General features: G+C 54.6%; 15 protein-coding genes. 13 read left to right on the plus strand and 2 right to left on the minus strand.

Going from position 1 to position 12058, the window contains the following annotated elements; genetic code table 11:
* Positions 1-70 precede the first annotated feature (70 nt).
* A complete protein-coding gene (locus tag GTP46_RS18620; RefSeq protein ID WP_161008130.1) occupies positions 71-835 on the plus strand; it encodes an SDR family NAD(P)-dependent oxidoreductase in 765 nt (254 codons plus the stop codon).
* A gap of 66 nt (positions 836-901) precedes the next feature.
* On the opposite strand, the gene GTP46_RS18625 is transcribed toward GTP46_RS18620, so the two are convergent.
* Positions 902-1519 carry a PEPxxWA-CTERM sorting domain-containing protein gene (locus GTP46_RS18625; protein WP_161008304.1) on the minus strand — a complete coding sequence of 206 codons (618 nt, stop codon included), beginning with the start codon at positions 1517-1519 and terminating at the stop codon, positions 902-904.
* A gap of 89 nt (positions 1520-1608) precedes the next feature.
* Positions 1609-1848, minus strand: a complete 240-nt coding sequence (locus GTP46_RS18630) for a hypothetical protein (RefSeq protein ID WP_161008131.1) — start codon at positions 1846-1848, stop codon at positions 1609-1611.
* 552 nt (positions 1849-2400) lie between these two features.
* On the opposite strand from GTP46_RS18630, the gene GTP46_RS18635 reads away from it, so the two are divergent.
* From GTP46_RS18635 to GTP46_RS18690, 12 genes are all read left to right on the plus strand, one after another.
* Positions 2401-2616 (plus strand): hypothetical protein, encoded by a 216-nt coding sequence (locus GTP46_RS18635; protein WP_161008132.1) that lies wholly within the window; start codon positions 2401-2403, stop codon positions 2614-2616.
* Between the two features lie 69 nt (positions 2617-2685).
* Positions 2686-3165 carry a DsrE family protein gene (locus GTP46_RS18640; protein ID WP_161008133.1) on the plus strand — a complete coding sequence of 160 codons (480 nt, stop codon included), beginning with the start codon at positions 2686-2688 and terminating at the stop codon, positions 3163-3165.
* A gap of 90 nt (positions 3166-3255) precedes the next feature.
* The gene (locus tag GTP46_RS18645; RefSeq protein WP_161008134.1) at positions 3256-3756 is read left to right on the plus strand and encodes a hypothetical protein; all 501 of its coding nucleotides are present in this window, start codon (positions 3256-3258) and stop codon (positions 3754-3756) included.
* A 692-nt stretch (positions 3757-4448) separates the two neighbouring features.
* Positions 4449-5744: a phenylacetate--CoA ligase family protein gene (locus GTP46_RS18650; RefSeq protein ID WP_161008135.1), complete on the plus strand. Its 1296-nt coding sequence runs from the start codon at positions 4449-4451 to the stop codon at positions 5742-5744.
* An 875-nt stretch (positions 5745-6619) separates the two neighbouring features.
* Positions 6620-6835, plus strand: a complete 216-nt coding sequence (locus GTP46_RS18655; RefSeq protein WP_161008136.1) for a hypothetical protein — start codon at positions 6620-6622, stop codon at positions 6833-6835.
* A gap of 156 nt (positions 6836-6991) precedes the next feature.
* The gene (locus tag GTP46_RS18660; RefSeq protein WP_161008137.1) at positions 6992-7318 is read left to right on the plus strand and encodes an acyl carrier protein; all 327 of its coding nucleotides are present in this window, start codon (positions 6992-6994) and stop codon (positions 7316-7318) included.
* The gene (locus tag GTP46_RS18665; protein WP_202414342.1) at positions 7315-8859 is read left to right on the plus strand and encodes a carboxylesterase/lipase family protein; all 1545 of its coding nucleotides are present in this window, start codon (positions 7315-7317) and stop codon (positions 8857-8859) included. Before GTP46_RS18660 ends, GTP46_RS18665 begins: the two co-directional genes overlap by 4 nt.
* Before the next feature lie 509 nt (positions 8860-9368).
* Positions 9369-9773 (plus strand): hypothetical protein, encoded by a 405-nt coding sequence (locus GTP46_RS18670; RefSeq protein ID WP_161008138.1) that lies wholly within the window; start codon positions 9369-9371, stop codon positions 9771-9773.
* Between the two features lie 59 nt (positions 9774-9832).
* The gene (gene bla / locus GTP46_RS18675) at positions 9833-10720 is read left to right on the plus strand and encodes a subclass B3 metallo-beta-lactamase (RefSeq protein ID WP_161008139.1); all 888 of its coding nucleotides are present in this window, start codon (positions 9833-9835) and stop codon (positions 10718-10720) included.
* Positions 10721-10911: 191 nt separating this feature from the next.
* The gene (locus GTP46_RS18680; protein ID WP_161008140.1) at positions 10912-11226 is read left to right on the plus strand and encodes a hypothetical protein; all 315 of its coding nucleotides are present in this window, start codon (positions 10912-10914) and stop codon (positions 11224-11226) included.
* A 51-nt stretch (positions 11227-11277) separates the two neighbouring features.
* Positions 11278-11589 (plus strand): YrhB domain-containing protein, encoded by a 312-nt coding sequence (locus GTP46_RS18685; RefSeq protein ID WP_161008141.1) that lies wholly within the window; start codon positions 11278-11280, stop codon positions 11587-11589.
* 80 nt (positions 11590-11669) lie between these two features.
* A complete protein-coding gene (locus GTP46_RS18690) occupies positions 11670-11903 on the plus strand; it encodes a hypothetical protein (protein ID WP_161008142.1) in 234 nt (77 codons plus the stop codon).
* The last annotated feature ends 155 nt before the right edge of the window (positions 11904-12058 follow it).

Below are 12058 nucleotides of genomic sequence, written 5' to 3' on the forward strand. Positions count from 1 at the left end.
ACTTTATTCAATAGTTCGCCGAGCGTAAAGTGGATTCCGTCGTCAACCATATTCCACTAGGAGCCATATCATGAACAATGCACACAAACTCGCAGGCAAAGTAGCACTGGTTACCGGCGGCACCACCGGCATCGGCCTCGCTTCGGCGCAGGATTTCGCAGCACAGGGTGCGCTGGTGTACATCACCGGCCGCCGCCAGGCTGAACTGGACGCAGCGGTGGAGACCATCCGCGCCACCGGCGCCACCGTCTACGGCATCCAGGGCGACATCGCCAATCTGGATGACCTAGACCGTATCTACGCTGAAATCAAAGCACGCTCGGGCCATCTGGACGTACTGTTCGCCAACGCCGGCGGCGGCGACATGATGCCACTGGAAGCAGTGACCGAAGAACACTTCGACCGCATCTTCAACAGCAATGTGAAAGGCACGCTGTTCACCGTGCAGAAAGCGCTGCGCCTGCTGAAAGACGGCAGCTCGGTGATCCTGACCGCCTCCACCACCTCGGTGCAGGGCACGGAAAACTTCAGCGTCTACAGCGCCAGCAAGGCGGCCGTGCGCAACTTCGCGCGCAGCTGGCTGCTGGACCTGAAACCGCGCAACATCCGCGTCAACGCCATCAGCCCGGGCCCGGTGCATACCCCTGGCCTGGCCGGGCTGGTGCCGGAAGAACACCAGAGCGGCCTGCTGGGCCACTTGGCCTCGCTGGTGCCGATCGGCCGCCTCGGCCAGCCATCCGAAGTGGCCAAGGCCGTGACCTTCCTGGCTTCCGATGACAGCACCTTCATCAACGGCATCGAACTGTTTGTGGATGGCGGCATCGCCCAGATCTGAGGCAAACAAAAAGGCCGGACCTCAATGAGGCCCGGCCTTTTCGAATCCGCCCTACCAGGAGCGAAATTACGCTTTACGGCGACGCGCTGCGAAGCCCACCAGGCCCAGGCCTGCCAGCAGCATGGCGTAAGTTTCTGGTTCCGGCACGGCGCCGGTGACGCTGACAAGGTCAACCATGCCGTCGGTGCTGTCGGTGTTCACGCTGGTGTCGCGGAACAACAGCTTGGTACTGCTGCTGTTGGCCACGAAGGTGAACGAATATGGCGACACCAGAGATGCCTGGTTGTGGTTGCCGTAGGCGCTGACGTCCAGCGAACCCAGTACCGCCAGGCCGCTCGAGGCTTCAACCGTCATGGTCTGCAACGCGCTGCCGGAGATGGCGCCGTAAGAGAAATTCACGGTGTAGGTATTGCCGGCAACGGTCGCCAGGTCCTGGAAGATGGTGCCGCCGGCCATTTGGCCCCAGCCGAAGAAGGCCGCTGCCACGCCGTTGGCTGCAGGATAGCCACTGCCGTCGATGCCGCAGCAATTGATGTACGCCGAGACTGGCGCGAAACCTGCGGTCTGGGTCGAGCCCCAACCAGCACCGCCGTCTTCGAAGCTGCCGTTGGTCACCAGTTCAGCGGCGCTGGCGCCTGCTGCTGCAAAAAAGGCCAGCAAGCTGGCGGCAATAATTTTTTTCATGGTGAGCCCTCGGTTTGATGTACATAGAAACAACAGTGATTGCTATTTTACATCAAAATTCGGCGCGTGGGCACGATATTCTGCGAGTGCTAGCGGTGGGCGTAGACAAAAGCGTGCAGGCGGACATCGGCGATGTCTTCGCTGGCGAATAACAGGCTGAAGGCGTCGCTGGGGCCGTCGCGCCGGCCGGTGATGCAGCAGCCGTCCTTGACCACGAGCGCAGTCAGGATCCGGCCATCGCGCAGCTCCACATCGACCACAAGGTCATCGACGCTGAGTTCCGCGCCCAGCTTGGCGGTCAGGTAGCGTGGTATCAAAATGCCCAGCATGATGGGACCTCGTTACAGCTTGCAGGCCCATAGTATCTCACAAACCGCCTCAAAATTGAGCAGATAAAACAAAGGCCCCGATGCTTGCGCGGCGGGGCCTTTGTGGTCATGCATCCGGATGGTGGAGCTGGCGTCAATCGAATCGCTGGACCGCTGCAGAGGGGAAAATTGACATTTCTACTCGCCCTTTTCCAGAATAGCGTTCCAGTTCCGCCCCAGTTACATTTTGATATGCAAAATGGGAGCTGCGGGCATACAAAGTGACGAAAAAATAGCCGAGAAAGAGCGGGCGGGATATGTGAAGTTAGCTAACCTAGCGGTTTGCTAACTTCACTTCCCTTATTCGCGCCTGCGGTGCTCAACGGGAACCTGCCCTGCGGTGCCTTTGCTGCGTCCGCAGCGGTAACCAGACTCATTGCACTATTTGGCGGCATAGATTACGTGCTCACTCAAAACCCAGTAAAAAAGTGAGAATCAACGCATTTTCCCTGTTGCCATACTGGTATGCTTTACGGCAGTTTTTTCTTTGCCTGAGACGCCTCTTAGCCAGAAATGGATGACATCGCACTGAAAGACAGGATGAAAATGAGGCTTAAGAATTTTATCGCCGGCGGCATTGGAAGCGGCTTTGGGACCATCATTTGGAAATGCTACAACAGGAGTTGGTCGGAGGTGGATTGGTTCAAGGTCGGCTTCATCACCCTATTCACGATTTTAGTAGCCGCTCTTTTTTCTATTTCGCAAACAAACCAAAAGCAGGATGAGTGACGCTAACGGTTAAAAGCGGCCGGAGTGGACAGGCCTCAAAAGCAGACATTGACATACGGAGCACCTTAGTTGAAAAACCATATTACGTTGCGGGATGTTCTGATTGCCACTTTCGTTTCGATTGTGCTCACCAATCCAGTTCGTGCTGAATATGTCGAGCCCAACATCAAACATGCGCCATATGGCGAGGTCAAGGTCGTCGTGCCAATTACTAGCGACGATCCGGCAGTTTGGTTATTCCGACTGCGCAACGTTGGCAACGGGATAACGGTCACTGGTGGATTGGGTGGCGGCATGCAGGTGAAAATTGTGATGTACGGTGCTGGCATCAAATTGCTATCGCAACCGATCGATCCCAAGATCAAGGAAGCCATAGACGCCGCACGTGCCGCAGGTGCGCAATTTAACGTTTGCAACGTCACACTCAAGGGCATGAAATTGGACTGGCATGCACTCTACGGACTTAAAGAAGAGGATATTGTTCCTTCCGGATTTGCCGAGGTTGGCTGGCTTGCCAGTCATGGTTGGGCTGTTGATCCCGCAAATTAAGTTATTCCTAGGGATTAGGGCGGGTCGCGGCAAGGAGAGGACTATTTAGAAAAGCAGTCGATCACTGCCACTGATATGGACAGATTCAACATGAAATTGAAGTTATTCATCCTTGGCGCTCTTGTGCTCTGCACATCGATTGCCGCCAATGCCGCCAACAGCGATGATGTCAGCATCAGCGCTGTCGCCAATAGATTTGTGGACGCGTTACAGCATCAACGTTATCGGGATGCAGCCGCCATGTTTGTACCGCGAGGAAGGGAAGATATCACTACCACCGAGCACGCGCTTCAACGAATCGACGATGGTGTTGGTAGTTTCTCAACGCTACATCTTGTCGCGGCGCTACCTGATGGTAGAAGCGTGAAGCTGGAAGTTGCTGCATATCAAAATGCACCATTGGATGCTCAGAAGTTTGTTCAGCTTAGATATGTTTCCACGGCTAGCGATGGACAACAGGTTTTTTACGAGTTGAACCTTACCGCTGACGGTATGCCACCACAGATTTTATCGTTCGGGCTACACCTCCCCACAGCCGATACGCAATCTTCCAAACGCGCGAATCAGCTCGTCAACACCATTAAACATTGAAGCTTACTTAAAGACGGCAGCAAGCGGCCAATATTGGACCTTGAATCTCTGACCTCTGCAGAATGTTTGTTCATACGTAGTCGGCCGCCAATGAGGATATCGTTAGCCTTCCGCAAGGCTAACGAACCAATATGTGAAAGTTAAAATGACAAAAAATTAGTTTAAGTCGGCAACTTCTCACATGTGTATTGTTCTGTGCACTCGCCGTCGCAATCACACTCATCTTTAACCGCCGGCCATACATTTCTACGATTCTCGCCGCCCCTCACTCTTCCTCCAATTCATTGTCGGGCTTGCAATGGGAGCATTGTACTGGGCGGCATCCGCCAAAGGGTTCAAATACATGGCCAAACATCAAGCAACACAGAGCACCGTCGAGAGGTACGCGCGTTTAAACCTTCGCGGCTGGAAATCGCCCCAAAACCGGTAGAGATCGTCCAAGCATCGGGACTCCATTGGGTGGCAGGTAGTCTTTTCCTATCTGTAATTCTCTTGAAACTTATCCAAGTTACAATGCTGGCTAGTAGATACATTACGTTACACTCTGTTACGTGATCTCTATTCCCTCTATGTTTTTGATTATTTCCATGAAGAATATAAATGTTGCCATGGGACGCCCAGGCGCTTTTAGTGCGGTACATAGGTCTACTCAAGAGCTCGCGCTCAGTATGCGCAGCTGCGCACGTAGGGCAATGTGGGGAGTCGCTGGCATCCAGGGTTATCGCAAGCAGGTGGCGACGTTCGAACGCTTCGGTTTGGAAGATATTCAACGCTGGCAGCAGAGTGAACTGACACAGTTGACCAGACAAGCGCTGGCCTATGTGCCGTTCTATCGTCAGCGTCGCCATCTCTTGCAAAATGTCGAGTCCGCTAACCTCGAGACTTGGCCCATTTTGCAAAAAGCTGATGTAATTAGCGGTGGCAAAGATTTTTACTCTGAAAATGTTTTTCTGCGTAGTTTCACGGCAACCAGTGGTAGCACAGGATCCCCGATGACTATCATCCGCACGCCGAGATCGACCGCGTACGAGCGCGCGTTGATCGAGCGTCAGTTACGTTGGGCAGGATGGTCTCGCGGGGACCGGCGTGTATGGTTGCGTGGCGACGATATCATACCGCTGCAGCACTGGACGGGGCCATTTTGGCGTCATAATGTTGCAGAGCAGATGCTGGTATGTTCCTCTTTTCACCTCCGGGACGACACGATCGAGCATTATTTACGAGCGATTACCGAATTCGATCCTGTGATTATTCAGGCCTATCCTTCTTCGATAGCTTGTGTGGCGCGCTGGCTGCTTGCGAACGGCAAACGCTATCTTGGCCGCAAGCTGCGCGGCATTGTGACATCCTCCGAAACATTGTCCGACGGCGTTCGACGGGACATTGTTGCTGCGTTTGGCGTGGCCGTGTTTGACTGGTACGGCCAAGCGGAGCGCGTGAGCTCGATCGGCACCTGCTCGGAAGGCACTTATCACGTCATGGAAGACAGTGGTTTCGTCGAATTTTCCCCACAGAATAACGGTACGGCAATGGTTATTAGTACAGGCTTTGGCAATGCGGCCATGCCCTTGATCCGCTATTACACTGGAGACGCTGTTGTACCGAAAGCACCGGGGTTCCGTTGTGGATGTGGCTCGCAGTTCCGCGCTTTAGAGAAAATTGTGGGACGCGAAACCGATAAGATAGTCACGTCGGACGGTAGAGAGCATGTCATGCTTGACTTCATCTTCGACTATCTTTCAGGACTGAAAGAAGGGCAAATCGTACAGCAGGGACTTGATGATATTTGCATTAATGTGGTCTTGCATCCGGGCTATACGCTTGACGACGTTGAGCCCGCCGTGACGCGGGCGCGCCAGCGCTTCGGTGCCCATGTGACAGTCCAACTGCGTCTTCTTGATTACATTCCACGTACATCGGCCGGAAAGTTCCGTCTAATCGTCGATCAGCGTAAGCCCAACACAGCATCTCTAGAGGCGATCGAATAGCAGGCAGAAGAGCGGCACTCTTGGATGCTCCCATAGTTCCGATTTGCACGCGCAAAAAGAAAAAGCCCCTGAAATGAACTGACCCCAGTTCGTATTTGGATGGCGGCGGACGTTCGTGCCATGCTGGACGGGCTCTCATAGTAAAAAACCCGCTCGGAGGCGGGTTTTTTGTACTACTGAGCTTGCTTAAAACGTATAAGTGGTGGAGCCGGCGTCAATCGAATCGCTGGATCGCTTCATAGGGAAAATTGACAATTCCAAGCGCCCTTTTCTAGAAGTTACCCCAAAAGTGACCCCACTTATCGACGGGTCAGAAATAGACCACCGCGCGAAAGCTCTGCTCGTCCTGGAATCACTAAACACCAGCGGCAAGCGCAGCAAGCGAACCGACAAGGCACGAACTATCGACTTCTGACTGTAGCTGCCAAAATAAGTAGCAGGACGATGCGCTTGAAAATGTACTTAGTGCCACGTCAGTTGAGCAAGAAGAGCGAAAAATCTCATTAAGTGGCGCAAAAATAACATTCTAGTTCCGTCCCAGTTACATTTTGATATACAAAATGGCATCTGCGGGCGTACAAGGTGACGCAAAAATAGCCGAGAAAGAGCGGGCAGGATATGTGAAGTTAGCTAACCTTGCGGTTTGCTAACTTCACTTCCCGTATTCGCGCCTGCGGTGCTCAACGGGAACCTGCCCTGCGGGGCCTTTGCTGCGTCCGCAGCGGTAACTAGACTCATTGAACTACTTGGGGCAATAGATGGCGTACTCACTCAAAACCCAGTAAAAAAAGTGAGAATCCACGCATTTTTCCTGTTGGCAAACTGGTATGCTTTACGGCAGTTTTTGCCTTGCCTGAGACGCCTCTTGGCCAGAAATGGATGACATCGCACTGAAAGACAGGATGAAAATGCGGCTTAAAAATTTTATCGCCGGCGGCGTTGGCAGCGGCTTTGGGACCATCATTTGGGAATGCTACAACAAGAGTTGGGCGGAAGTGGATTGGCTCAAGGTCAGCTTCATCACTCTGTTCACGATTTTAATAGCCGCTCTTTTTTCTATTTCGCCAACAAACCAAAAGCAAGATGAGTGATGCTAATGGCCAGAATAGGACATTGAACGAAACAACGTTCATCAAGATGACGATGCGAAAGCTTCCAGCTGAATCAGAACGGCAAGATCGACCTCGCGCGCCTGCCTGCGCCGGCCGATGAAGGGAAGGCGCGGTTGGAGGCGGTGCACGCGCCCCATGAAATGCTGTCCACGAGTTCTGGTGCAAGCTGGTGGTGACGATGGCATCAGGCAACGCACCAACTTTTTCGACGTGGGCGGCGATTCGCTGGCACTGATGGCGGTCAAGCACGAGCTGGATTTGCAGTACGGCCACAATATCGACCTCGTCACGATCTATGGCAGTCCCACCATCGCAAGCCTGGCCGAACTGATCGCCGAAGTCGAACCGATGGTCCCATCGGGCATGCTGCGGCCACGCCGGAATCTGAACAGCGCGCGCCGTCAACGTCTGGCCCAGTCAAAAACCACTACAACCTTCTCACAGTGCAAGGAAAATCTATGATGATGTCTGTACGCGCGCTCAACCTGATCACTTTCGGCTTGCTGGCCCTGGCGGCCCCGCTGCCCCATGCCGCCTCGCTAACCAGTCCGGTCAAGGTCACCGGTGGCGCCATCGTCGGCATCCAGTCCGACACCCACAGGACCTATTTGGGTATCCCGTTCGCCGCGCCGCCGGTCGGCGATTTGCGCTGGCGAGCGCCGCAACCCGTGCTGCCTTGGACGGGCGTGAAGTCGACCACCAGCTTCTCTCCGGCATGCGCCCAGACCGCCGACTGGATCCCGAATCCGAAAAGCGAGGATTGCCTGTACCTGAACCTCTGGACACCTGAAAAAGCGCACAAGCTGCCCGTCATCGTGTGGATTCATGGCGGCGGCATGTATGGTGGCACCGCCGCCGTCCCCGTCCAAGACGGCGCCAATCTTGCCAAGCGCGGCGCGGTGGTCGTCACGCTCAATTATCGTCTCGGCATTTTCGGCTTCTTCGCGCACCCTGAACTGAGCGCCGAATCGCCCTCGCACACCTCCGGCAATCAGGGCATCCTGGACCAGGTCGCGGCATTGCGCTGGGTAAAAGACAACATCGCGGCCTTCGGCGGCGACCCTGAGCGTGTCACGATCATGGGCAATTCATCGGGCGGCGAATCGGTCGGGTTGCTGGTCGCCTCACCACTGGCCAAAGGCCTGTTCCAGCGTGCCGTGGCCGAAAGCGGCAACGACGCCATGCCGATCCGGCCTGACGACAGTCACCGCTTCAACCAGAAATCCGAGGCCGAAGCGAAAGGCCTCGCGCTCGCCAAGTCCGTCGGCGCAGAACATCTGGCCGATCTGCGAAAGCTGAGTGTGAAGGACATGCAGAAGCCGGCGTGGCTGCCGCGCACCTTTGTGGACGGCTACCTGCTGCACGCCGATCTGACCACCATTTACCGCAACCACCATCAGAACGATGTGCCGCTGCTGGTGGGCTGGACTGCCGAAGAAGGAAAGGACCTTGCAGGAGAAATCCTTGGCACCCAAGAAATCAACGCCACCAAACACCGTGAACTGGTGGCCACGCTGCTGGGTCACGCGCCGTCCGAGCGTATGCTGGCGAGCTACCCGGGCGGCAGCGACGCGCAAGCTGTCGCGTCCATTCACCAACTAACCAACGACTGGTGGGGCTGGCGCATGGAGTACTGGGCTGCACTGCAGGCGAAATACGGCCATGCCAAACCGTATGTCTACTACTTCGCCCACCGCCCGGCCACGCCACCGACGCCATGCGACTGGGGCTGCGGCGCTGGTCATGGCGTGGAGATTCAATACCTGTTCGACAACCTGGACACCGACGGACGCGCGTGGACGCCTGCAGACCGGCAGTTAGCCTCACGTCTGGCCGACACCGTAATCCAGTTTGCCAGCACCGGCGCTCCGACCGGAAAAGGCCTGCCGGCATGGCCCGTGTTCAACGGCACGCCAGCGACCGCGCTGCGCATCGGTAGCGAGGCGGAACTGAAGGAGCATCCGCTGCCCGATTTCACCCTGTTTCCACAGGTCTCGGATTAGGCATCGCCCCACCACAGTCCCCCGTAATTCAAACAATTGGAGAATCAGCAATGACGTCTTTTCATGCGATCGGCGTAATCGCGTTTTGCTTGACGGCCCTCGCGACCCGTGGCGGGCACGCCACCGACCTACCCAGCCCCTCGTAAAAGTGACCGGTGGTGCTATCGCCAGAGTGCGCGCCGACGGCCTGAAAACCTATCTGGGCAAACCGTTTGCGGCGCCACCGGTTTCGATTACTCAGCATATCTGTTGCCACCACTATCCAAGAATGACTTCGATGCATTCTATGATGAGTGACTGCTCAGATCAGGACGTGAAACAACTATGGACGAATATGGGCAACTCATTTTTCTTCAAGGGCGTGCGAGCTCGTGGAATAAGATGGCAAATCGGTTCGGGCTCTGTGAAACACGTTCGTACTGGCGGTAGGCACATTGCGTTACTATGCCGCTGACGGACAGGCGGCCCGACGTAAGGCACCGAGAAGTCATTAAAACATAAGGTGAAAGTTGAGCACGAAACTGTTTGCAACTATTTCGGTTGTCGTCGATCTGGATGATCCGGCAGAGCAATTTTTAGCTCAGAGATTTATGATTGAAGCGCTCGGAAGAGTTACGCAGCAATTACCTGAGATTGCCAGATCCGCTGCGGCAATAGCAAATCGATTCATCACTGGCGTGGCAGGTGCTGAGGAAGTTATTGGCGAGCGTGTACACCTTTGGCAAGCCATTGAAGGGCGGGATCAGTCCAGCGAGCCAGAGGTTTTGAAAATCAGAACGGCCATATGCGTCCTACACCCAATGGATATGGGAGCTACTGCTGACACACTGGAGCTTTTTTTCGCATTTTGGCAGCGCGGAGGCTTGGGATTGCCCGAACTGGAAGCAGCCGTTAAAAACAAGTTCGGCATCTGACGGCCATTAGCGGTCTTCGCGACATTGGACAGCACATTATTAACCTAAGAAATAAAAGTATGAAGATGGTAGCGAAATTAGTGCTGGTCGTGGCTGCAGCGACCGGTAGCGCACAGGCGCACGACGTCCCTGTGAACTGCGAAGATTGCGCAGATTGGAACAAGCCGATCAAACCGTTCAATGTGTACGGAAACACTTGGTACGTTGGCGTCGATGGGCTGTCATCCGTTTTGCTAACCGGACCCAAGGGCCACATTCTTCTTGATGGGGGGCTACCGCAATCGGCGCCACTAATAGAGGCGAACATCAAGGCGCTGGGCTTTCGGATGAAGGACGTGAAACTCATCGTTAACTCGCACGCCCATTGGGATCACGCAGGAGGGATCGCGGCGCTGCAGCGTGCCAGCGGCGCAGTCGTGGCCGCTAGCCGCTCGGGTGCGCTGGCTCTGCAGAGCGGCACCAACGGCCTGGACGATCCACAGTATCAGGCCGATCCGGTGGTGCATGTCGCCAAGGTGGCGAAGGTTAAAGTGGTTCGCGACGGAGAAATTCTAAAGGTCGGCCCAATTAGCGTGACCGCTCACATGACGCCGGGCCATACGCCGGGTAGCACAACCTGGATCTGGGCTTCGTGTGAAGGTCAGCGATGCCTCGATGTAGTGTTTGCCGATAGTCTCAATTCTTACGCAAGCGGCGATTTTAAGTTCACCGGTAATGGCAATACGCCAGATATCTCAGCCTCATTCGCGGCAAGCATCGCCAAGGTCGCGGAGCTAAAGTGCGACATCATTATTCCAGTACACCCGGGCTTTACTGATGTGATTGAAAAGGCGGCAGCTCGCACGCCGGACAGCAATCCGCTCATCGACTCCAATGGATGTCGTGCGTATGCTGCGGAAGCCAGCGAACGCCTGACCAAACGCCTTGTGCAGGAACGCGGCGGGTAGAATTGGCCAGGATAGACACGTTTTCGTGAGTTCGACAAGGAAACTTTTTATAGCATTGCTAAATGCCAATTCAAACTTCCTGCCGATACAATCGAGCCTCGGTGGATGCAGATGACTTACGTATGGTCGCTCCAGTAAGCTATGCGTCCTTTCGGCCAATAACGGACCCACACTCGGGGAGTGATATCTGAATGAAGTTAGAAACCGTCTCGAACATTGAGATTGCACCTGACGATTCGTTGTTGGTGGTCGGATTAGAAGGCGGCGGCAGTCCCTCCTATCAGTACGTTTATCGTGCTGCGGCCGGAGTTTATTGGGACAATATCGCTGGTGCTTTCAAGCTTGGTATGAAGAACGATAAACGCTTTGCCCATTGGTTTGCTCACCTCAGCGAAGTGCTGGAGGACGAAATGAATGTTCAGTTGCACGTTGGGGGGCAGACGGCATGGACCAATGTTCCCAATGACGTCCGAAGTGAAATAGAGTTATCCAACGACAGGCTGTAAGCGGCCAAGAGCCGACAGTGGAAACAGTTAGTGAAAAGCTAGGACGAGCTAATGATATTTAGTGCAGCCAAGAAGATTGCCGAATGTTGGATTTCTGTCGCAACCGATGGGCAAGCAGTATTGGACAGAGAAAAAGTGGTTGCTCTGCCGTATGGGTGGGTATTCTTCTACAACGCACCGGAGTTTATTGCGGACCGTACCAAGATTGAATTTTCTTTGCTCGGTAATGTACCAATACTCATTGAACGAGTGAATGGGGAGTTACGCGTGCTGGGACCTCGACACGAAGAGCGCCTTCGAGAACTCGAACTGGAGCTACCGGAAGCACGCCTACGTATGATGCCGGAGCTTCCCAGTTGGTAAGCCTGAGCGGCTGTCTAATTTCGGCCAGTACCGGCCAGTGGAATTTTGAATCGATAGCACCGCTTTAGGAAGGCTTTTGAATGGCATTCATCCTTCGCACAGCTGCTGCGGGATTGATAGGAGCTGTATCCTACCTCTTTGTGCGCTCAGCATTACACCCTCACGGCTGGGGGCTGCAAAGCTCACTATCCGATTCCGAAAACTATCTGGCTATTGGAATTGCTGTGATTGTTTTCGGATTTGTTCTATGGCGGCTCTGCAAACAAACCTGGGGCAAAGAGCAAATGGAGCAGCTTTGGGATATCGACGACTAGAGTTGGCGCTTTCGGCCAAGACCAGCGCCGACACGGAGAGTCATGCATTCGTGACATCCAGCGACAATTGCCACGTCGCAATTTCGTTATACTGCGCCGAGCATGAGCTCAAAGCGGCACCTCGCGCATTCAGAGGTATTTAAACAAAGGCTTTC

The organism is Duganella flavida, assembly GCF_009857445.1.
Taxonomy (GTDB): Bacteria; Pseudomonadota; Gammaproteobacteria; order Burkholderiales; family Burkholderiaceae_D; genus Rugamonas; species Rugamonas flavida.

Bases quoted from the DNA above. Each gene is read 5' to 3' on its own strand.
- GTP46_RS18645 (WP_161008134.1), top strand. From the start codon at position 3,256: ATGAAATTGAAGTTATTCATCCTTGGCGCTCTTGTGCTCTGCACATCG.
- bla (WP_161008139.1), top strand. From the start codon at position 9,833: ATGAAGATGGTAGCGAAATTAGTGCTGGTCGTGGCTGCAGCGACCGGT.
- GTP46_RS18665 (WP_202414342.1), top strand. From the start codon at position 7,315: ATGATGATGTCTGTACGCGCGCTCAACCTGATCACTTTCGGCTTGCTG.
- GTP46_RS18635 (WP_161008132.1), top strand. From the start codon at position 2,401: ATGGATGACATCGCACTGAAAGACAGGATGAAAATGAGGCTTAAGAAT.
- GTP46_RS18685 (WP_161008141.1), top strand. From the start codon at position 11,278: ATGATATTTAGTGCAGCCAAGAAGATTGCCGAATGTTGGATTTCTGTC.
- GTP46_RS18680 (WP_161008140.1), top strand. From the start codon at position 10,912: ATGAAGTTAGAAACCGTCTCGAACATTGAGATTGCACCTGACGATTCG.
- GTP46_RS18655 (WP_161008136.1), top strand. From the start codon at position 6,620: ATGGATGACATCGCACTGAAAGACAGGATGAAAATGCGGCTTAAAAAT.
- GTP46_RS18690 (WP_161008142.1), top strand. From the start codon at position 11,670: ATGGCATTCATCCTTCGCACAGCTGCTGCGGGATTGATAGGAGCTGTA.
- GTP46_RS18630 (WP_161008131.1), bottom strand. From the start codon at position 1,848: ATGCTGGGCATTTTGATACCACGCTACCTGACCGCCAAGCTGGGCGCG.
- GTP46_RS18625 (WP_161008304.1), bottom strand. From the start codon at position 1,519: ATGAAAAAAATTATTGCCGCCAGCTTGCTGGCCTTTTTTGCAGCAGCA.
- GTP46_RS18620 (WP_161008130.1), top strand. From the start codon at position 71: ATGAACAATGCACACAAACTCGCAGGCAAAGTAGCACTGGTTACCGGC.
- GTP46_RS18650 (WP_161008135.1), top strand. From the start codon at position 4,449: ATGTGGGGAGTCGCTGGCATCCAGGGTTATCGCAAGCAGGTGGCGACG.
- GTP46_RS18660 (WP_161008137.1), top strand. From the start codon at position 6,992: ATGAAATGCTGTCCACGAGTTCTGGTGCAAGCTGGTGGTGACGATGGC.